The 19,791-nt window shown below is 63.6% G+C and carries 16 protein-coding genes; 11 read left to right on the top strand and 5 right to left on the bottom strand.

The genetic code is table 11. The features are described 5' to 3' along the window. Positions 1-5 precede the first annotated feature (5 nt). Positions 6-710, top strand: a complete 705-nt coding sequence (locus RFM52_RS04250; protein WP_320295284.1) for a nitroreductase — start codon at positions 6-8, stop codon at positions 708-710. Positions 711-732: 22 nt separating this feature from the next. On the opposite strand, the gene RFM52_RS04255 is transcribed toward RFM52_RS04250, so the two are convergent. From RFM52_RS04255 to RFM52_RS04275, 5 genes are all read right to left on the bottom strand, one after another. Further along, complete coding sequence (locus RFM52_RS04255) at positions 733-2,115, bottom strand: MFS transporter (RefSeq protein ID WP_320295285.1); 1,383 nt, start codon at positions 2,113-2,115, stop codon at positions 733-735. 223 nt (positions 2,116-2,338) lie between these two features. Further along, positions 2,339-2,926 carry a sarcosine oxidase subunit gamma gene (locus RFM52_RS04260; protein ID WP_320295558.1) on the bottom strand — a complete coding sequence of 196 codons (588 nt, stop codon included), beginning with the start codon at positions 2,924-2,926 and terminating at the stop codon, positions 2,339-2,341. A 7-nt stretch (positions 2,927-2,933) separates the two neighbouring features. Continuing rightward, positions 2,934-5,927, bottom strand: coding sequence for a sarcosine oxidase subunit alpha (locus RFM52_RS04265; RefSeq protein WP_320295286.1), 2,994 nt, complete (start codon positions 5,925-5,927; stop codon positions 2,934-2,936). Further along, on the bottom strand, positions 5,924-6,202 hold the full coding sequence (locus tag RFM52_RS04270) for a sarcosine oxidase subunit delta (RefSeq protein ID WP_320295287.1): 279 nt from the start codon (positions 6,200-6,202) through the stop codon (positions 5,924-5,926). Before RFM52_RS04270 ends, RFM52_RS04265 begins: the two co-directional genes overlap by 4 nt. Positions 6,203-6,216: 14 nt before the next feature. Beyond that, a complete protein-coding gene (locus RFM52_RS04275) occupies positions 6,217-7,476 on the bottom strand; it encodes a sarcosine oxidase subunit beta (protein WP_320295288.1) in 1,260 nt (419 codons plus the stop codon). Positions 7,477-7,670: 194 nt separating this feature from the next. Between RFM52_RS04275 and RFM52_RS04280 the strand changes: the two genes are divergently transcribed. The 10 genes from RFM52_RS04280 (at position 7,671) to RFM52_RS04325 (ending at position 19,762) form a co-directional block, all read left to right on the top strand. Further along, positions 7,671-10,160 (top strand): mechanosensitive ion channel family protein, encoded by a 2,490-nt coding sequence (locus tag RFM52_RS04280; protein ID WP_320295289.1) that lies wholly within the window; start codon positions 7,671-7,673, stop codon positions 10,158-10,160. A 155-nt stretch (positions 10,161-10,315) separates the two neighbouring features. Further along, complete coding sequence (locus RFM52_RS04285; RefSeq protein ID WP_320295290.1) at positions 10,316-11,200, top strand: hypothetical protein; 885 nt, start codon at positions 10,316-10,318, stop codon at positions 11,198-11,200. A gap of 193 nt (positions 11,201-11,393) precedes the next feature. After that, entirely contained in the window at positions 11,394-11,657 is a 264-nt protein-coding gene (locus RFM52_RS04290) for a hypothetical protein (protein ID WP_027167119.1), read from the top strand. 246 nt (positions 11,658-11,903) lie between these two features. Further along, positions 11,904-13,337: a UbiA family prenyltransferase gene (locus RFM52_RS04295; protein WP_320295291.1), complete on the top strand. Its 1,434-nt coding sequence runs from the start codon at positions 11,904-11,906 to the stop codon at positions 13,335-13,337. After that, the gene (locus tag RFM52_RS04300; RefSeq protein ID WP_320295292.1) at positions 13,337-14,692 is read left to right on the top strand and encodes an FAD-binding oxidoreductase; all 1,356 of its coding nucleotides are present in this window, start codon (positions 13,337-13,339) and stop codon (positions 14,690-14,692) included. Before RFM52_RS04295 ends, RFM52_RS04300 begins: the two co-directional genes overlap by 1 nt. A 119-nt stretch (positions 14,693-14,811) precedes the next feature. Beyond that, complete coding sequence (locus RFM52_RS04305; RefSeq protein ID WP_320295293.1) at positions 14,812-15,261, top strand: EamA family transporter; 450 nt, start codon at positions 14,812-14,814, stop codon at positions 15,259-15,261. Beyond that, positions 15,258-16,265, top strand: coding sequence for an NAD-dependent epimerase/dehydratase family protein (locus RFM52_RS04310; protein ID WP_320295294.1), 1,008 nt, complete (start codon positions 15,258-15,260; stop codon positions 16,263-16,265). Before RFM52_RS04305 ends, RFM52_RS04310 begins: the two co-directional genes overlap by 4 nt. Before the next feature lie 21 nt (positions 16,266-16,286). After that, the gene (locus tag RFM52_RS04315) at positions 16,287-17,762 is read left to right on the top strand and encodes an aspartate aminotransferase family protein (protein ID WP_320295295.1); all 1,476 of its coding nucleotides are present in this window, start codon (positions 16,287-16,289) and stop codon (positions 17,760-17,762) included. A 12-nt stretch (positions 17,763-17,774) separates the two neighbouring features. Beyond that, a complete protein-coding gene (locus tag RFM52_RS04320) occupies positions 17,775-19,007 on the top strand; it encodes a hypothetical protein (protein WP_320295296.1) in 1,233 nt (410 codons plus the stop codon). Continuing rightward, complete coding sequence (locus tag RFM52_RS04325) at positions 19,004-19,762, top strand: FkbM family methyltransferase (protein WP_320295297.1); 759 nt, start codon at positions 19,004-19,006, stop codon at positions 19,760-19,762. The genes RFM52_RS04320 and RFM52_RS04325 overlap by 4 nt, the downstream gene beginning before the upstream one ends. The last annotated feature ends 29 nt before the right edge of the window (positions 19,763-19,791 follow it).

Genomic DNA, 19,791 nt, shown 5'->3' on the forward strand with positions numbered 1-19,791 from the left:
GACCCATGCTTGAGAAGAACATCCGGATCGCGTCGGATGCGGAGATCGTCGACGAGGCGATCCTCTCGCGCCGGTCGGTGCGCGCGTTCCTGCCCGATATGGTCGATGACGACACGATCCGCGCGATCCTGGCCGTCGCCGCGCGCGCGCCGTCCGGCACCAACATGCAGCCGTGGCGCGTCTATGTGACCAAGGGCGAGGTCAAGCAGCGTATCAGCGATGCCATCCTCAACTCAGGTATCCGCGCCGAAAAGGTCGAGTGGGACGAATATCGCTACTATCCCGACCAGTTCTTCGAACCTTACCTCACGCGCCGCCGCGCCAATGGCTTCGGGCTTTACGGCGCGCTGGGCATCGGCCGGCGCGAGGTCGACAAGATGCGCGCGCAGCACGACCGCAACTTCATTTTCTTCGACGCGCCGGTCGGCATGATCTTCACGATCGACCGGAGGCTGAATCAGGGGTCGTGGATCGACTACGGCATGTTCCTGCAGAACATCATGGTGGCGGCGCGGGGCAGGGGGCTGCATACCTGTCCGCAGGCGGCCTTCGCGCCCTATCACCGCCAGATCAGGCCGGTGCTCGGTATTCCCGACGAGGAGATCGTCGTCTGCGGCATGGCGCTCGGCTACGAGGACACGTCGAAGCCGGAGAATGATTTCCGCACCGACCGCGCGCCGCTCGAGGACTGGGTAAGCTTCGCGGAATAATGACGCCGAATTTCTCGGCCGGCTAATCGGTGCTCATATGCGCGCCGTGCCCGCTGACATGGGCGCCGTCCTGCGGCGTCAGCCTCAGATACGCCGACAGCGCGCAAAGCGTGATCAGCCCTTCGATGACGAACAGGATGCGATAGTCGTCGACGCTGGCCTTGCCGCCGCCGGCAAGCAGCGACAGCAGCGCCGCCGCGAGACCGACGCTGATCGCCACCGCAAGCTGCCATAGGATGTAATAGAGCGCACTGAAGCGCGCGAGCTGCTCGGGCGCGATGTCCGAATAGGAAAGATTGCCGGTCGAGGCCCACTGCACCGAGCGGAAGACGCCGAAGGTGAAGATGTAGGCAAGCACGGTCCAGGCCGGCAGGCTTTCCTGCATCAGGGCAAAGCCCGCAACGAGGAGGGCGACAATCGGCGTGTTGGTGACCAGCACGCGCCTGAAACCGAAGCGGTTCAACAGGCGCGGCATGAAGAAGCGCATCATCAACGACCCGATCGCGGCGACGAAGGTCAGCGATCCGGCCTGCACCGCGCTCATGCCGAAGCCGAGCTGGAACATCAGCGGCAAGAGGAAGACCACGGAACTGAGGCCGATCGTGTCGAGGCTGCCGCCGGTGAGGAAGGCAATGCGGAAGGTGCGAATGCGCAACAGATGGAGGTCGAGCAAGGGGTTGCGCGCGCGCAGGCAATAGAAGGCGGCAATCGTCAGGATGACGATCGCCAGGCCGAGCTCGATGCCGATCAGGCTGCCCGCGGCATCCTTGGCGGCGACCGAATCCATGCCAAAGACGAGCAGCGCCATGCCGATGCCGACGAGCAGGAAACCCGGAAAATCGAAGGGCGTGCGGACCGGCTTGGTCGTCGTGGGGAACATGGAGGCGGCCAGCATCGCGGCGGTCAGCGCGATCGGGATGTTGATGTAGAAGATCCAGCGCCAGGAGACGTAAGTGGTGAGCGCGCCGCCGACGAGCGGTCCGACCAGCGGCCCGGACTGGCCAGCGAGCGAGATATACATGTTGATCTTGAGCGTGCGGCCGCGCGGGAAGCTCGACAGGATCACCACCTGGCCGAGCGTGCCCATCAGCGCGCCGCCGCAGCCCTGCAGGGCACGAGAGCCGACCAGCATCCAGATGTTTTCCGAAAGGCCGCACAGCGCCGAAGCGCTGGCAAAGACGAGCAGCGCGAAGCAATAGACGTTGCGCAGGCCGAAGCGGTCGGCCAGCCAGCCGCCGAGCGGCATGGTGACGATGAGGCTCGCGACATAGACGGTGATCAGCAGGCCAAGCTGGCCTGGTGGACGGTCGAGGCTCTCGCCGATGCCGGGCAGCGCGGTGACCACGACGTTCTGGTCGAGGCTGGTCATGAACACGCCGCAGGCGACGGTTGCCGGCAACAGCATCGAGGGACCCTCCGCCGGAGCAAAGCGGGTCGTGGCCGTCGCCGAAGTCTCTACAGTCATGGAAGGGTATGGTTGAACTGGTTGCCTGGACGGGCGTTTGCCGCGGCAAACGCCCGTGATTCTTTACCTATCGCCCCTGTTGGCCCAAGGCTCAAGCAGCAGTTGTGGCCGTCCGTAGTGCCAGATTGCCGACTGGACCAATTCCTGGTCCTGCAACGCTGGACTATTGCACCTCGTAACCGACTTCCTCGCTGGCGTGGCACAAGGCCTTCCAGAACGAGCGCGCGAAGGAGCGGAAGACATAGATGTCGAATTGGTCGGCGCCTGTGCGCTGGATCTGCGCGAAGACGTCGTGATGGTTGGTCGAACGTCCAGCGCCGAGCGGGAAGGCCGGCAAGGCGAAGTCGATGGCGAAGAATTTCGCCATTACCCATTCGGCCTTCGGGCCGGCAATACGGATCGCGGTGCGGCCATGCGAAAGATCCGTCAGCGTGCCGATGGCCGGCGTGATGGCGCCGGCAAAGGAAGCGGCCAGACCTTCGGCCTCGTCCGCCACGGTGAATTTCCCCGGCGCGAAACCGAAAACTGCGCGGACACCGCTGCTTACGCCGCCGCCGGCGCCGTCCGGCAGAGCGAGCCCGGTGACCTTGCCGACAATCTCGATCAGCCGCTTCTCTTCGCCCGGCCAGGCGGCGAGCTGCAGGATCGAGCCTGGCCGCGTCTCGGACAGGATGACGTCGACGCCATGTTCGAAATTGCCGTGCGAGCCCGGATGATACTCCGGCTCGAGCGGCGATTGGTGTTCGGGCAAATGCTGCTCAGCCATGCATGCGGCTCCCGTCAGGATCGTAGAAATGGTTGGAAACGATCTCGATCGGCCCGAACCGGTTGCGCAGCGGGTCGGAGACGAACGCGCGGGTCCCGTGACGTGCCTTGCCGCCCTTGACCAGGGCCAGCGCGATATATTTGCCCAGCGCGGGCGAATAACAGCAGGCGGTGATGTGGCCGAGCGAGTCGTGCGGATTGGCTTCGTCCAGTTCCTCGACGATATGCCCGCCGCCGTTGAGCGCTCGGTTGTCGAGCGCAATTACCCCGACCAGCTCGAGCCGGTCGGAGCCGATCAGGCCTTCCCGGTCCATCATGGCCGAACCGATGAAGGGCTTCTTCTTCGACAGCATCCAGTCGAGATGGAGGTCGCGCGCGGTGGTGCGGCCGTCGATCTCGGCGCCGGTGACATGGCCCTTCTCGATGCGCATCGTGCCCAGCGCCTCGAGTCCGTAAGTGACCAGGCCGAAAGGCTTGCCGGCCTCGATTAAGGCTTCCCAGACGCGGGTGCCGTAGCCGGCGCCGGAATAGACCTCGAACGCCATTTCACCGGAGAAGGACAGCCGGCAGATCATCACCGGAACGCCGGCGATCCGGCCACGGACGATGCCCATGAAGGGCAGCGTTGCGTTGTCGACGGGGGTGCCGGTGACGCAGGAAGCGAGGATGGCGCGCGCGTTCGGTCCGCCGATCGCGGCACCCGCCCATTCGTCAGTGACGGAGGTGACGGTGACCTTGAGTTCCGGCCAGATGACGTCGAGGAAATATTCCAGATGCTGCATCACCTTGCCGGCATTGGCGGTGGTGGTGGTCATCAGGAATTCCTGCTCGCCGAGCCGCCAGGTGGTGCCGTCGTCGAAGGCAAGCCCGTCCTCGCGCAGCATCAGGCCGTAACGGGCCTTGCCGACCGCGAGCGTGGAAAACATGTTGGTGTAGACGCGGTCGAGGAGCTCGGCCGCGTCCGGTCCCTGCACGGCGATCTTGCCCAGCGTCGAGACATCGACGATGCCGGCGCTTTCGCGCGTGGCCCTGGCTTCGCGGACATAGGCTTGCTCGACCGTCTCGCCGGCAAGGCCGTAGATCATCGGGCGGTACCAGAGGCCGGCCGAATACATCCGCGCGCCATTGGCGAGGTGCCAGTCATGCATCGGCGTCAGCCGCTCGGGCTTGAGGTCGCCGAAGCGCTCGGCGGCCAACGAGCCGATCGACACCGCCGTGTAAGGCGGACGGAAGCGCGTCGTACCGACTTCGGGGATCGGCTTGCCGAGCGCCTCGGCCATGATGGCCAGACCGGGAACGTTGGAGTTCTTGCCCTGGTCGGTCGCCATGCCGAGCGTGGTGTAGCGCTTCAGATGCTCGACCGAGACGAAGCCCTCGCGATGCGCCAGCCGCACGTCCTCGGCGGTCACGTCGTGCTGGAAGTCGACGAAGCTCTTGCCTTTGGCCTTGATCTCGAAGACCGGCGCCGGATCGGGATCGCCGGGGGCCGCCTCGACGACGGGCAGGGGAGCGGATGAAGCCGCGCCGCCAGCCGCCTGAAGGCCGGCCGCGCGGCCTTCGGCAATGGCTTCGGCGGTGGAAAAACTGCCGGTGAAGGCGCCGGCGCCGATCCAACGCTGCGTCGGCTTGGGCGGCAGGAAAGCTTGTCTCGCCGGATTCCACTCGGCCTTCGCCCCGGCCTGGCTGGCGAGATGGATGGTCGGCGACCAGCCGCCCGACATCAGAAGGCTGTCGGCATGGATGCTGCGTTCGTCGCCGCTCAGCGCGCCGCTCATGGCGTCGAAGCGCTGCACCTTGAGGCCGGTGAGGGCCTTGCCGCCCTCGGTCGCAACCACGGCATGGCCGGCAAGCAGCTCGGCCTCCGCATCACTCGCCAGCCGGCGCATCTCGTTCGAGACTTCACCGCGGACATCGACGACGGCAATGATGGCGGCGCCGGCCTTCTTCAAGGCAACGGCCGAGCGGTAGGCGCTGTCGTTGTTGGTGAAGAGGGCGACGCGCTGTCCGGGCAGCACGCCATATTCAACTGCGTAGCGTTCCGCCGCATGCGCTAGCATGACGCCGGGCCGGTCGTTGCCCGGGAACACCAGCGGCCGCTCGAAGGAGCCGGTGGCGAGAACCACCGTGCCCGCGCGGATCGCCCAGTAGCGCTGGCGCGGCTCGCCCTTGGCGGCCACTTCCTTATGGTCGGTCACCCGTTCCAGGGCGGCCAGCGTGTTGCCGTCGTAATAGCCCCACACCGTGGTGCGCGGCAAAAGGCGGACATTGTCGTTGCCTTCGAGCTGCCCAACGGTGCGCTGGGCCCAGTCGGCGGCGGGCATACCGTCGATGGTTTCGCCCGACCAGTTGGCGAAGCCGCCAAAGTGGGCTTCGAGGTCTGCGAGGATGACGCGGGCGCCCTGGTCGGCGGCGGCCTTTGCCGCCATCAGGCCGGCCGGACCAGAGCCGACGACTAGCACGTCGCAGAAAGCGTTCATACGCTCGTAGCGCGCCGGATCGGGTGCCGTGCCAGCCTTGCCGAGGCCAGCGGAGCGACGGATGAAATGCTCGCAGAACATCCAGAAGCGCGTGCCCTTCAGCGGGCCGATCACCGGACCCATGAAGGTCTTGTAGTAGAAGCCGGCCGACAGGATCTTGCCGCCGAGCTGATTGACGGCGCTGATGTCCCAGGCGAGCGAAGGCGTGCGGTTCTGGCTGACGGCGACGAGCCCGTCATAGATCTCGACCATGGTAGCCGGGATGTTCGGCTCGCGCACTTCGCCGCGCAGCACCGTCACCAGCGCGTTCGGCTCCTCGACACCGGCGGCGAGCAGGCCGCGCGGGCGGTGATATTTGAAGGAGCGGCCGAACAGCGTCACGCCGTTGGCAAGCAGCGCCGAGGCCAGCGTGTCGCCGGCATGGCCGGTATAGGGCGCGCCGTCGAAGGTGAAGCGGATGGTGCGCAGCCGGTCGATAAGACCGCCTGTCTCGGTGCGGCGAGGGCTCACGAGCGGCCCTCCGCCTTGTGGCCGCCGCGAGCGAAGGCGGTGCTCAGGATATCATGCGTGAGCGTGTTGCGCACGACCCTCAGATGCGCGCGGCAACCGCCGGAATGCTGCCAGATCTCGTTGTGGTCGCCGGCCGGGTTCAGCCGGTCGTAGACATAGGCGTTCCAGGCGTCGAGGTCCTGTGAGGCGGGCTGCGGCCGCTCGCGGTTGCCGTCGCCCTGATAGGTGAATTCGATGACGTCGCGCGGGCCGCAATAGGGACAAGTGATCAGCATCTTTATTCCAAACCCTAGTGCAGCCGCGGGTTCGCGCCCTGGCCTTTGTCGTCGATGATCAAGCCACGATAGAAACGGTCGAGCGTGAAAGGCGCGTTGAACTCGTGCGGCTCGTCCTTGGCTATGGTGTAGGCAAAGCACCAGCCCGAGGCGGGCGTCGCCTTGAAGCCGCCGTAGCACCAGCCGCAATTGAGATACATGCCCGGCAGCGGACCGGTGGTGATGATCGGCGACCCGTCCATCGTCATGTCGCAGAGCCCGCCCCAGGAGCGCAGCATGCGCACCCGGGCCAGGCCGGGGAACAGCGCCAGCATCTCGCTCATCACCTCGTCGACGATCGGCAGGCTGCCGCGCTGGGCGTAGCTGTTGTAGCCGTCGAGGTCGCCGCCATAGACGAGGCCGCCCTTGTCGGATTGCGAAATGTAGAAATGGCCCATGCCGAAGGTGAGAACGGTGTCGACGATGGGCTTCAGCGATTCCGAGACGAAGGCCTGCAGCACATGGCTTTCGATCGGCATGTGTGAAATGCCGGCGAGCTGCATGACCTGGCCGGTGCTGCCGGCAACCGCAAGCGCGACCTTCTTGGCGCGGATTTCGCCGCGCGTCGTCGAAACGCCCGTGATGCGGCCACCGTCGCGCAGGAAGCCGGTAACCTCGCAATTCTCGATGATGTCGACGCCGCGCCGGTCGGCGCCGCGCGCATAGCCCCAGGCCACGGCGTCATGGCGGGCGGTGCCGGCGCGCGGCTGCATCAGCCCGCCAAGGACGGGAAAACGGGCCGAACCTGAGACGTCAAGCGCCGGCACGAGCCGCTTGATCGCGTCGACGCCCATCAGTTCGGCGTCGACGCCGAGATGGCGCATGGCGTTGCCGCGCCGGGCATAATCGTCGAGCTGGGCGGGCGTGTGCGCGAGATTCAGGCAGCCGCGCTGCGAGAACATGACGTTGTAGTTGAGGTCGTGCGAGAGGTTCTCCCACAGCTTCATCGAATGCTCGTAGAAGCGGGTGTTCTGCGGCAAGAGATAATTGGAGCGCACCGCCGTGGTGTTGCGGCCGACATTGCCGGAGCCGAGCCAGCCCTTTTCCAGCACCGCGACATTGGTGATGCCGTGTTCCTTGGCGAGATAATAGGCGGTCGAAAGGCCATGGCCGCCGCCGCCGATGACAATCACGTCATAGGAAGCCTTGGGGTCCGGCTTGCGCCAGGCGGGCTTCCAATCCTTGTTGCCGGTCAGCGCGTTCTTGAGCAGCGAAAAGGCTGAATATTCCGCCATTCTTCTTATCGTCCTTATTGTGCGAGGCGGCAGACTATAGAGCAGGCGGGAAGCGCAAAGCCAAGATTGCGCCATCGCTTTTCGACAGGCCGACTCTCGCCGATGCGATCGGGACGGCTTGCCGCCCGATAGGCCGGTCTTTATCAAGGGCGGAAATTTCGAGGATTTTTCGGCCGCGAGTCGCCAACACAGTCATGTTCTTCCGCCTGCTGCGCCTGATCCTGGTCGTCATCGTCGCTGCCTTCGGGCAGCCGGCGCTGGAGGCGTCGGCGCAGGCGATCGGCCATGGCTCGTCGCAGCTCATCGCCGACCAGACCAAGGTCATCCAGGACCTGACGGCCAAGACCGACGGCCTGGACAAGAAACTGAGCGACCCCGACCAGGACGATGCGGGGCTGGTCGACATCCGGTTGCAGCTCGAGGATATTTCGCGAGCGGCGCTGACCAGCGCGCTGGCGTTCCGGCAGCGCCTCACCGACATTAACAATCGCATCGGGGTGCTCGGCGCGCCACCGGCGCAGGGGCAGCCTCCCGAGCCGGTGATCGTCAGCAACGAGCGCAGCGCGCTCGCCTCGGAAAAGGCTCAGATCAACGCGGTCGTCGCCAGCGCGCAAAACCTGTCTATCCGCGTCAACGGGCTGGTCGACAAGATCGCCGTCATGCGCAGCGAGCTTTTCCGCAGCGTCATCACCAAGCATTATGACCTCACCGAAGCGCTGAGCCCGCAGGCCTTTTCCGACGCGCATGACCAGTTCTCGGGCCTCTACAAGTCGGTATCGTCCTGGCTGAGCTTCGCCGTCAGGTTCAAGTTCCAGGCGATCCTCGCGGCGACGCTGATGGCGCTGGCGCTGGCGGCGGTGCTGTTGATCGGCGGCAGGCGCCTGTTCGGCCGCATATTCGAGGCCGACCCGACCGTCGAGGAGCCGTCCTATCTCAGCCGCCTGTCGGTCGCTTTCTGGTCGACGCTGCTGCCGACGCTGGCGCTTGGCGTCTTCTTCGCCTCGGCTGTGTTCTTCTTCAATTATTACAATGTGCTGCGCGGCGATATCGGCACGTTCCTCAATGCCTTGCTGACGGTGATCGGCATGGTTTTCTGTGTCAACCGGCTGACCAACGCGGCGCTCGAACCGCGCCTGCCCAACTGGCGCCTGATCCCGGTCGCGACCGGCCCCGCGCGCTGGCTCGTCGGGCTGACGACCGCCATGGCGATCGTGCTCGGCCTCAACTACTTCCTCGCGGTCGTCAACGAGAAAATGGGTTCGCCGCTTTCGCTGACGATCGCCAGGGGTTTCGTCGGCACTATCATCGTCGGCGTCATCCTGATCCTGATGGGGCTGCTGCGGCCGTTCAGGGCGGCTGACGGCTCATGGCGCCCCTGGCCGGCATGGCTTCGCTTCCTTGCCATCGGGCTTGGCCTGTTCACCATCGCGGCGGCGCTGCTCGGCTATATCGGCCTGGCGCTTTTCGTCTCGTTCCAGGTCGTGGTGACCGGCACCGTGCTGGTGACGGCCTATATCGGCTTCCTGTCGGCCCGCGCGATCGGGGAGGAGGGCGGCTTCGCCGACACTTCGGTCGGGCGATGGCTCTCGGAAAATTCCAGCTACGAGGACACCGCCCTCGACCAGCTCGGCCTGGTGGTCAGCATCGCCATCAACCTGATGATCGTGCTGATCTTCCTGCCGCTGATCCTTTTGATGTGGGGCTTCCAGCCCGGCGACATCCAGGCCTGGGCCTATAAGCTCGCCACCGGTGTCCAGATCGGCTCGGTGACGATCTCCTTCCTCGGCATCCTCACCGGTATCGTCGTCTTCGTCATCGGCTATTTCCTGACCCGCTGGTTCCAGGGCTGGCTCGATGGCTCGGTGATGGCGCGCGGCAAAGTCGATACCGGGGTACGCAACTCCATTCGCCTCGGCGTCGGTTATGCGGGCGTCGCGCTTGCCGGCCTGGTCGGCATCTCGGCCGCGGGCATCGATCTTTCGAACCTGGCGCTGGTTGCCGGCGCGCTTTCGCTGGGTATCGGCTTCGGCCTGCAGAACGTCGTCTCGAACTTCGTTTCGGGTCTTATCCTGCTTGCCGAGCGGCCGTTCAAGGTCGGCGACTGGATCGTCGCGGGCGACGTCAGCGGCACGGTGAGGAAGATCAGCGTGCGCGCCACGGAGATAGAGACCTTCCAGCGCCAGGCGGTGATCCTGCCCAACTCGAACCTCATCAACAATGCGGTCGGCAACTGGACGCATCGCAACAAGCTCGGGCGCATCGACATCAAGGTCGGCGTCGCTTATGGCAGCGACGTCAAGCGAGTCCATGCCATCCTGATGGACATTGCGCGCGCCCATCCGATGGTGCTGAAAAACCCCGAGCCGTTCGTTCTCTTCGCCAATTTCGGGGCGGCCGCGCTCGAATTCGAAATCCGCGTGTTCGTCGCCGACGTCATGAACGGCAGCGTCGTGCAGAACGACATCCGCTTCGCCATCTTCGATGTCTTCGAGGAGGAGCAGGTCGAGATTCCCTCGACGCCGCGCGCCGTGGTCGAGAGCAAGAAGCACGAAGCCTGGCCGATCGACGACGACAAGATCGAGGCCGAATTCGCCGAGCGCCAGAAGCTGGAAGCGGAGGCTGCGGCGGAGCGGGAGCGGCTGGCCAAGATGAAACGGAAGGGCCGCAAGCCAGACCCGGGCTGAGAGACTTCCGATAAGCCCCTAACGGGTCGCGCACTCGGATTCGAATTGACGAAGCAAAGCGATGCTTCTGCATTGCTCCATTCTTTCGCGTCTCGTTCAGCTGCTTGCTTTTTCCAAAAATGCGGGCGACCTTGGCACATCAGCGGGGGCGGAAAATGACTGGCGACAAATCTGACAAGGGCGTTTCTAAGAAGAAATCCTGTTTCGTTGTTTGCCCAATTGGAGAGGATGGAAGCGCTACCAGACGACACGCCGATTGGCTTTTACACGAGATCATCGAGCACGTCCTTGATCATAATTTCAGAGATCAGTTTACAGTTTTTAGGTCGGATAAAATCGATCAGCCTGGCATGATAGACGCTCAGATAATTGGACACCTTCTAGATGATGACCTTGTGATAGCAGATATGTCTGAGCTGAATCCCAATGCGTTTTACGAGATGGGTATTCGTCACATGAAGGAATTGCCTATTATTCATATGTTTAAGAAAGGAACTGCAATCCCATTTGACGTTAAATTGTACCGGGCGATACCTTTCGATTACGCAGATCCAGTAGACCTTAAGGTAGCCCGTTCAAATCTCACTGCATCGATTTCTGCTGTGATCGATTCTGCCTATAAGGCAGACAACCCGGTTATTAGAGCGCGGGGTGTTGTGCAAATACCGGAAACTTCTACGCCGGAATATATTCTCATCCAGCAGCAGTTAGACAATTTAAGTCAAAAAATGTCAAAAATTGAAAATTTTGGATCGAAGAGATTGGATTCAAATATATCTGATTTTCGATTTGGATCAATTTCACTTCATTTTGACAAACGATACGGCTCTAAGGAGCGAGAAAACGCGACATTAATTACGCGATCTATCGCTGAAAAGATGTTCCCAAACTCCTCTGTTTCCACCGACGGCTCGGTTATAACCGTTACGTTTGCGGAGCCGGTTTTTCAAAGTGCTGCTGATCATTTTGCCGAGTTGGCGTGGGGCTTGAGCGTCTTCAAGAATATAACAACGCCCGCAAACGAGTCCCTGCTCTCTTAGCAGACCTGATTTTGAAGCCGCGCGGCCCATCGCCAGCGAGCCGCTTCTACTAAATACGTCCGCCGAAACCGATTGTGGCATGAATGCGGCATTCAGTTGCGGTTCAGGTAACATCTCATATAAGCTTCGATGCAAAGGGCGAGAATGCCTTGCAAATTTGAACAGAGGCGGTGTGTGAAACACCGGAATTGCAATGTGGAAGTCTGTCGTTGCCGCCATCGCTTTGCTGGCCTTGGGCGGTTCGGCTTTCGCCGCCAGCGCGATCAACAGGGACGCTCAGACGCGGACCCTGGTCGTGACCGAAGGTGGTGCCAAGAGCGAGCTGACGCTTGCCGCCGGCGAGACGGTGGAGTTCTGCTCGAACGGCTGCTTCGTCACCCTGCCCAATGGTGACCTCGAAGCCCTGACCGGCTCGGAAACGGTCGAAATTTCGGGCGGCGCGGCCCGCATCAAGTAAACTTCACCGCAAGATTGGCAAAGGCCGGACCGATGTCCGGCCTTTTATCGTTTCCGGTAGCCGACGCTTAACGATGACGCCGAAAAACCGGTAAGACCACGCGTTACAACCGAGCGTTTTAACGTTCGCTGCGTCATGACCGGCTATATCCGACCCGAGGACGCCGGCATCGGCGTGGGTTGAGTTGGCGCGTGATCTTTCCGTTAATCGGAATTTCGGGATCCTGCGCTCGATCGGGGCAGGACAATGGACGCGAGGTCGGACAGGAACGCAATTCCGCTTGCGGTCGATCTCGACGGCACGCTGATTGCAACGGACCTTCTGTGGGAAGGCCTGTTCATCCTGCTCAAGAAAAACCCGCTCTATCTCTTTCTCCTGGCTCTCTGGCTGACCGGCGGGCCGGCTCGGCTGAAGCAGGAAATCGCCGGCCGCGTCGACATGGACCCGGCCTCGCTGCCTTACCGCCAGGACTTTGTTGACCGGTTGCGCACCGAGCACCGGGAGGGTCGCAAGATCGTGCTGGCGACAGGAACGCCGCGCAAGTTCGCGGAGGCGATCGCGGCGCATCTCGGCATCTTCGATCGCGTGCTGGCGACCGACGGCCCGCACAACATGACCTCGGCCAAGAAATGCGCGGCACTTGTCGCTGCCTATGGCGATGCGGGCTTCGACTACGCCGGGAACAGCCGGCACGATCTCAAAGTGTTCGACGCCGCGCGCAACGCGCTCGTGGTGGCGCCTGACCGCAGCGCCCGGCGCTGGCAGGCGGCGCATCAAGCCGAGGCCATGCCCGCGCCGAAGCCGACGCTGAGGACCTACGTCAAGATGCTGCGCATGCATCAGTGGCTGAAGAACGTGCTGATCGCCGTGCCGATGGTGCTGTCGCACGAATATTTCAACCCGAACATGATCTGGCAGTGCCTGTTGGCATTCGTCTCCTTCAGCGCCGTGGCGTCCGCCATCTATATCCTCAACGACTTCTTCGACCTAGCGCTCGACCGCAAGCATCCGACAAAGCGCAACCGGCCGTTCGCCAGCGGTGCGTTGTCCATTCCGTTCGGCCTCGGCGCGATCGTCGCGCTGCTCGCGATCGGCATCGCCGCCAGCCTGTTCCTGCCGATCGAATTCCTGGGCGTGCTTTTGGGCTATATGGCCGTCACCACCGCCTATTCGCTGTCGTTCAAGCGCATGCTTCTGGTCGACGTGCTGACGCTTGCGGGCCTCTACACGATCCGCGTGCTGGCGGGTGCGGCGGCCACCGGCGTCGACGTCTCCTTCTGGCTGCTCGCCTTCTCGATCTTCTTTTTCCTGTCGCTGGCGCTGGTGAAGCGCTTCGTCGAACTGCGCACCACGGCCATTCCTCCGGGCGAGCGCATCGCCGGCCGCGGCTATCGCACCGAGGACCAGGAAATCGTCGCCCAGGCCGGTATGGCCTCCGCCTTCTCCTCGGCGCTGGTCCTGGCGCTCTATATGGACAGCCCGGCGGTGCGCGAGCTCTATCCGCATCCCTGGCTGATATGGCCGCTGGCGCCGATCGTGCTCTACCTCACGATGCGCGTCTGGATCCTCGCCCGTCGCGACGAGATGCATGACGATCCGGTCGTCTTCATCATCCGCGACTGGCGCAGCCAGATCGTCGTCGCCATCGGCGCGGTCTTCCTCGTCGCCGGAGGATGGTGATGGGGCACGAGCGCTTCGGCAGCTTCGGGCTGGCGACCCCGCCGGCGCGCAAGGCGATCCCGGCGGACGAGGCGATCGCCTTGCTGAAGCGCGGCGAGGCGAAAGCCGGATCGCTGCTCGGTTACGGCAATGGCCGCTCCTATGGCGACAGTTGCCAGAACGATGCCGGCATGGTGGTCGACATGCGGCCGCTCAACCGTGTCCGTTCCTTCAACGCCGAGACCGGCGTGCTCGAAGCGGATGCCGGTACGCTGCTTTGCGACATCATCGCCCACGCCGCACCCCACGGCTTCTTTCCGGCCGTGGTTCCAGGCACGCAGTTCGTGACGCTGGGCGGCGCGATCGCCAATGACGTCCACGGCAAGAACCACCATCGGCGCGGCACCTTCGGCTGCCATGTCGAAGCCTTGACGCTGCTTCGGTCCGACGGCCGAACCTATCGCTGCTCGCAGACCGACAATGTCCGCCTGTTCGCGGCAACGATCGGCGGCATGGGGCTGACCGGACTGATCCTTTCGGCATCGATCAAGCTGATGCGGGTGCCCTCGCTCGACATAATGGAAAAGGCGACACGGTTTCGCGATCTCGGCGAATTCTTCGATCTTGCCGAGGCTGCCGACCAGGCCAATGAATATGCCGTCGCCTGGATCGATCAGCTTGCCGGCGGCCATGAGCGCGGGCGCGGGCTTTTGTTCACCGGCAACCATGCCGAGCACGGCTCGCACGCCGCCGCGCGCGCCGGCAGCCGGCTTTCCGTGCCGGTGCTGCCGCCCTTCAATGTCCTCAATCGGCCTTTCCTCACCGCCTTCAATGCGGCCTATCGCTGGAAAAAGGGCAAGTCCGCGACTCCGCGCCAGGCGAGCTATCAGGGTTTCTTCTTTCCGCTCGACGGCATCCGCGACTGGAACCGGCTCTACGGGCCGCGCGGGCTTTTCCAGCACCAAAGCGTGGCGCCGGAAGCCAATGCGCGTCGCATCGTGCCGGTGCTGCTCGAGGCAGCACGGCGGGCGGGCGAGGGCTCGTTCCTCACAGTGCTCAAGCGCTTCGGCGATGTCCGCTCGCCGGCGCTGCTGTCGTTCCCGCGGCCTGGCTACACGCTGACGCTCGATTTCCCCAACCGGGGCGAAAGGACGTTGCGGCTGCTCACCGAACTCGACCGCATAGCGGTCGAAGCGGGCGGGGCGGTGAACCCCTACAAGGACGCCCGGATGGGGCCTGAGATCTTTGCCGCGTCGTTCCCGCAATGGCAGCAGATGGAGGCGCTCCGCGACCCAGCCTTCCTGTCGAGCTTCTGGATGCGGACGGCGAAAAAACTGGATGTAAGGAGAGGTTCTCGGAAGCCGCGGAATAGATAAAAATCGAATAAATCACGGTAAACGAAGCGTTACGCCATGGTTCACTCAAAATACCGTCTGGGCTTCACGAAATATTTGCAGGTTTGTAATAGGACCGCCCAAGGGGCGGGGTGGCAACAATGAAATACATAATCTTCATTCTCTTCACGGTGATGACCAATGCCGCGGCGCAGCTGATGCTGAAGCAGGGCATGATGTCGATGGGGCCGCTCTCCTTCGAAGGCGTCAATCCGCTCGTCAAGCTCTTGCAGATCGTGTTCAGCCCCTGGGTGTTCCTGGGTCTCTGCACCTTCGTCATCTCGATGGCGTCGCATCTTTACGTGCTGTCCAAGGTCGAGCTCAGCTTCGCCTATCCGTTCCTCAGCCTCGCCTATGTCGCAGTGGCGATCTTTGCTTATTTCGTCTTCCGCGAGGACCTCAATGGTTGGCGCATCGCCGGCATCGCCTGCATCTGCGTCGGCACGATCCTGATCGCGCAGAGTGGCCGGGAGATGGGCGGCCGCGGGCACGAGGACCAGACCGCATCCATCACCCCCGACAAGATCGGCACAAGCGAGATCGTTCGATGAGACATGTGATTTTCGGCGGCGACGGCTTCGTCGGCCGTCACCTTGCCCCCAAGCTTGTCGCGGACGGCGAGACCGTCGTCGTCGCCGACATCGTCAAGAGCGACCTGCCGCATTACCGCTCCATGCGTTTCGTCACTTGCGACGTCACCGATCCGGCCTCGGTCGCGGCGGCCGGGCTCAAGGCCGACGACATGGTCTACAATTTGTCGGCCAAGATGCTGTCGCCGATCCAGGTGCGCGCCAAGCGGCATGATTTCTTCTTCCCGGTGAATTTCCACGGCACCGAGAACATCATACAGGCGATGGACAGGGCCGGCGCCGCGAAACTGGTCCACTATACGACCGACATGATCTACGGCCACACGATGGTGCTGCCGATGACCGAGGATCATCCGGTCTCGCCGCTCGGCGAATACGGGCTGTCGAAGCTGAAGACCGAGGAACTTGCCGCCGAATGGCGCAAGCGCGGCATGTCGATCTCGCTGTTCAGGCCGCGCCTGATCATCGGCCCCGGACGCCTCGGCATCCTGGAAAAGCTGTTCAAGCTGATCGACTGGAATCTTCCGGTGCCGATGATCGGCTCGGGCCGGAACCCTTATCAGTTCATCTCGGTGTTCGACTGCGCGGAGGCCGCCCGCGCGGCCTGGAAAGCCGGCGTGCCGAACGAGGCCTATAATCTCGGCTCCCTCAATCCGCCACCGGTCAAGAAACTGCTCGGCGACCTGATCCGCCATGCCGGCTCGAGGTCGATCCTGCTGTCGACGCCGGGCTGGGCGGTCAAGCGCACGCTCGACCTGCTCGATTTGCTCAACATGCCGATCATGGATCCGGAACAGTATCTGATCGCCGACGAGGAATGCGTGCTCGACGTGTCCAAGGCCGAGCGCCAGCTTGGCTGGGTGCCGCAATATCGCGACGAGGACATGCTGATCGCGGCCTACAGCGAATACCGCGCCAAGAAGGACGGCCACGCCGTCGCCACCAGACACGTGCCTGCCGAATAGAGCGCGAAGGGGAGATTTCAGATGACCGTCATGGCCAAGCCGGAACACACGGGCGCGCGCACGCTGGTCGACGCGCCGGCGCTCTCGCCAACCTCGATCGCCAAGCCCGACCTGATCAGCGTCGAGCAGGCCAAGGCGATGGACGTCGCCCGCATCACCGACCTGTTCAAGGCGCATCTCAACCCCGGACAGCTGCATTTCATGAAGCTGCTCGGCTTCCACAAGGTGAAGATCGAGCGCGCCGAGGGCATGTTCTACATCGACCAGAACGGCCGCAAGATCCTCGATTTCTTCGGCGGCTTCGGTTCGCTGGCCTTCGGCCACAACCATCCGCGCATCCTGGAAGCCCGCAGGAAATTCCAGGAGGAGAAGCGCCAGGAGATCGCGATTGCCTTCATGTCGCAGTATGCGGCAGCGCTTGCGCACAACATCGCCAAATGCTCGCCCGGCGACCTCGACATGGTGTTCCTCGGCTCGTCCGGCTCGGAGGCCATGGAAGCGGCGGTGAAGCTCGCCGAGCGCGCTGCAGGCCCGAAGCGGTCGAAAATCGTCTATGCCGAGAATTCCTTCCACGGCAAGACCAAGGGGGTGCTGGCGATCACCGACGGCCAGCTCTACCGCGCCGACTTCAAGGTGGCCGACAATGTCGTGCGCGTTCCCTTCGCCGACATCGACGCCGTCGAGCGGCTGTTCAAGAGCGATCCCGAGATCGGCGTCATCGTGCTCGAAACCATCCAGGGCGGCGGCGGCATCATCCAGGCGCCGACGGAATATTGGCAGAAGCTGCGCGCGCTGTGCGACCGGCATGGCGTGCTGTGGGTCGCCGACGAGGTGCAGTGCGGCTATGGCCGCTCGGGCCGGTTCTATGCCTTCGAGCATTATGGCGTGGTGCCGGACGTGACGGCGCTGGCCAAGTCGCTCGGCGCCGGCAAGGCGGCCGTCGGCGCCATGATCGCCAGGCGCGAGGTCTACATGAAGGCCTATGGCACGCCGAAGACGGCGATGATTCACGCCATGGCGACGTTCGGCGGCATGGGCGAGGCCTGCGTCACCGCGATCGAGGGCATCAACGTGCTTTATGACGAGGGGCTGATCGACAACGCCGCCTCGACCGGCGAGTACCTTTTGCAGCGGCTGCGGGCGCTCAAGGAAAAATATCCGAAGATCATCAAGGACGTGCGCGGCAAGGGTTTTATGATCGGGCTCGAGTTCCACGATTTCTCGCAGACCCTGCCCATGGTGCTGCGCCCGGTGGTGAGCGTGCTCGACGACAAGCTGAAGGGCTCGCTGTCGGGCTTCGTCGGCTCGCTCTTGTTGCGCGACTACGACGTGCTCGTCGCCTTCACCGAGTACAACCGCAACGTCATCCGGCTCGAGCCGCCGCTGATGTGCCAGCCCGAGCATGTCGACCGCTTCGTCGATGCCTTCGACAGCCTGTTGTCGCGCGGCATCGTGGGAATCGTGAAGGATTTCGTGAAAAGCCAGGTCGGCAAGTAGAGGCCGCCGAGCATGCTGACCAGGCCGTCCGCTCCGACCAATCCGCTGGAACGGCTGACCGGCGCCGGCCTGGCGTGGGGCGAGGGGGCTTACGCGAAATGGGCCGCATCGATCGGGGCGATCACCTTTTCGCTGTATATCCTGCTGACCGCCGCGACCGCCTGGTTCATGCCCGACGCCAACTGGGACATGCTGCCCTATCTGGCGATCGCCGAGGAGGGCGCCTATCCCGATCCGCAGGCGCTGCATGACTATGCCTACAGCACGGTCAAGGCCGGCGTGTCGGCCGGCGACTACAAGACATTGACCGACGATGGCGGCGGCTTCCGCAGCCACATGAGCGACAACGCCGCCGACTTCCATTCGCTGCTCGGCATGTACCGGATCAAGTTCCTCTATGCGGAGGTCCTGTCCAGCCTCAGCCATGCCGTCTCGCCGGTCGAGGCGATGCGGCTGGTGCAGGTGTTCTCGGTGCTTCTGTTCGGCGCCATCACGCTCGCCTGGCTGCGCGCACAAGGCGCGCTGGCGCTGGCGCCGGTCGTCGGCGCGATCCTGATCATGGCCGATTTCGGCGACGCGGCGCGCGCCTCGACGCCGGACCTGTTATGCTCGGCGCTGTTCCTCGGCGGGGCCTTTGCCTATATGCGCAAGCGCGAGGCGGCGACGGCGATCCTGCTGTTCCTGGCCTTCATGGCGCGGCCGGACAACATCGTCTTCCTCGCCATTTTCGCGGTGCTGCTCATCGCTTTCCGCGAGCGGGCATGGGGGGCGCTGGCTGGTTTCGCGGCGTCCTTCATCGCCTATTTCGCCATATCGCACTGGGCCCAGCATCCCGGCTGGTGGCCACATCTTTGGTTCTCCAGCATCGAGCAGCATTACAATATGGACGGGTTCGAGCCGCCATTTTCGGTGACCGCCTATCTCAAGGCTTTCGCCGCGTCGGTGGTGCGCGCCATCAGCACCAACAGCTGGGTCGGCGTCTCGGTCCTGGCGTTGGCCGGCTGGTTCGGCTTGAACCGCGCCGGCTTCCGGCTCGACCGCCGCGCCGGTGTCCTGCTGGCGGCGCTGGTACTCGGCGTGCTGGCGAAGTTCACCGTTTTCCCCATCCACGACACCCGCATCTATTTCCCCAACCTTTTGCCGCCCTTCCTGCTGCTTACCGCGCCGCTGATGGCGCTGTGGGCATCGGCAAGCCAGGGCGGCCGGCGCGCTGCGCTGCAGGTCATTCCCGGAGACAAGTCATGAGCTCGCTGTCCAGCCTCGCGCGTGTTCTTCTGTCGCTCGGTCTTCCGGCCGGCCTGCTCGATCGCGGCCCCTCCTTGCGCGGTACGAAGTTCCTGGCCAAGGCGGCGCTCAAGGCACGTTTCGGCGGCAGTGGCCAACCGTTCCAGATGGTCAATGTCGGGGCCTGCGACGGCGCGCTGTTCGACGACGTGACGCCCTGGCTGCACCGGATTCCCGGGGCGCGCGCCATGCTGGTCGAGCCGATCCCCTACAATCAGAAGCGGCTTCGCGCCAATTACCCGGATACCGGCCGCTTCGTCATCGAGCCGGTGGCGGTGACCAGGACCAAGGGCACGATCACGGTCCACACCTTCGATGCCGCGGCGCTCGAAGCCGGCACGCTGCCGATCGAGTTTATCGGCTGCTCGTCGGTCACCGACACCAACCTGATGTCGGGCAAGAACGCCTGGGGCGAGGCCGACGCCAACTTCAACAAGTTTGCGCCGCATCTGAAGGACATCGAGGTGCCGTCGGAGACCTTGCAGACGCTGCTCGACCGCAACGGCATCCGCCATATCGACGCTTTCCTGGTCGACTGCGAGGGCGCCGACTGGATGGTGTTCGACCAGCTCGACCTCGAGCGCTACCGCCCCGGCATGATCAAGATCGAGGTCGGCGCACTGCCGGCCGCCGAGATCGGCCAGGTCGTGGTCAAGCTCAAGACCGCGGGCTACCAGGTCGGCTTCCAGGCCGAGGACATCTGGGCCTTCGCCTGAAAAGAAACACCCCTGCACGAGCCGTCGCG

Origin of the sequence: Mesorhizobium humile, assembly GCF_033977215.1 — a bacterium.
Lineage (GTDB): Bacteria > Pseudomonadota > Alphaproteobacteria > Rhizobiales > Rhizobiaceae > Mesorhizobium > Mesorhizobium humile.

Bases quoted from the DNA above. Each gene is read 5' to 3' on its own strand.
- RFM52_RS04250 (WP_320295284.1), top strand. From the start codon at position 6: ATGCTTGAGAAGAACATCCGGATCGCGTCGGATGCGGAGATCGTCGAC.
- RFM52_RS04255 (WP_320295285.1), bottom strand. From the start codon at position 2,115: ATGCTGTTGCCGGCAACCGTCGCCTGCGGCGTGTTCATGACCAGCCTC.
- RFM52_RS04270 (WP_320295287.1), bottom strand. From the start codon at position 6,202: ATGCTGATCACTTGTCCCTATTGCGGCCCGCGCGACGTCATCGAATTC.
- RFM52_RS04275 (WP_320295288.1), bottom strand. From the start codon at position 7,476: ATGGCGGAATATTCAGCCTTTTCGCTGCTCAAGAACGCGCTGACCGGC.
- RFM52_RS04280 (WP_320295289.1), top strand. From the start codon at position 7,671: ATGTTCTTCCGCCTGCTGCGCCTGATCCTGGTCGTCATCGTCGCTGCC.
- RFM52_RS04285 (WP_320295290.1), top strand. From the start codon at position 10,316: ATGACTGGCGACAAATCTGACAAGGGCGTTTCTAAGAAGAAATCCTGT.
- RFM52_RS04290 (WP_027167119.1), top strand. From the start codon at position 11,394: ATGTGGAAGTCTGTCGTTGCCGCCATCGCTTTGCTGGCCTTGGGCGGT.
- RFM52_RS04295 (WP_320295291.1), top strand. From the start codon at position 11,904: ATGGACGCGAGGTCGGACAGGAACGCAATTCCGCTTGCGGTCGATCTC.
- RFM52_RS04300 (WP_320295292.1), top strand. From the start codon at position 13,337: ATGGGGCACGAGCGCTTCGGCAGCTTCGGGCTGGCGACCCCGCCGGCG.
- RFM52_RS04305 (WP_320295293.1), top strand. From the start codon at position 14,812: ATGAAATACATAATCTTCATTCTCTTCACGGTGATGACCAATGCCGCG.
- RFM52_RS04310 (WP_320295294.1), top strand. From the start codon at position 15,258: ATGAGACATGTGATTTTCGGCGGCGACGGCTTCGTCGGCCGTCACCTT.
- RFM52_RS04315 (WP_320295295.1), top strand. From the start codon at position 16,287: ATGACCGTCATGGCCAAGCCGGAACACACGGGCGCGCGCACGCTGGTC.
- RFM52_RS04320 (WP_320295296.1), top strand. From the start codon at position 17,775: ATGCTGACCAGGCCGTCCGCTCCGACCAATCCGCTGGAACGGCTGACC.
- RFM52_RS04325 (WP_320295297.1), top strand. From the start codon at position 19,004: ATGAGCTCGCTGTCCAGCCTCGCGCGTGTTCTTCTGTCGCTCGGTCTT.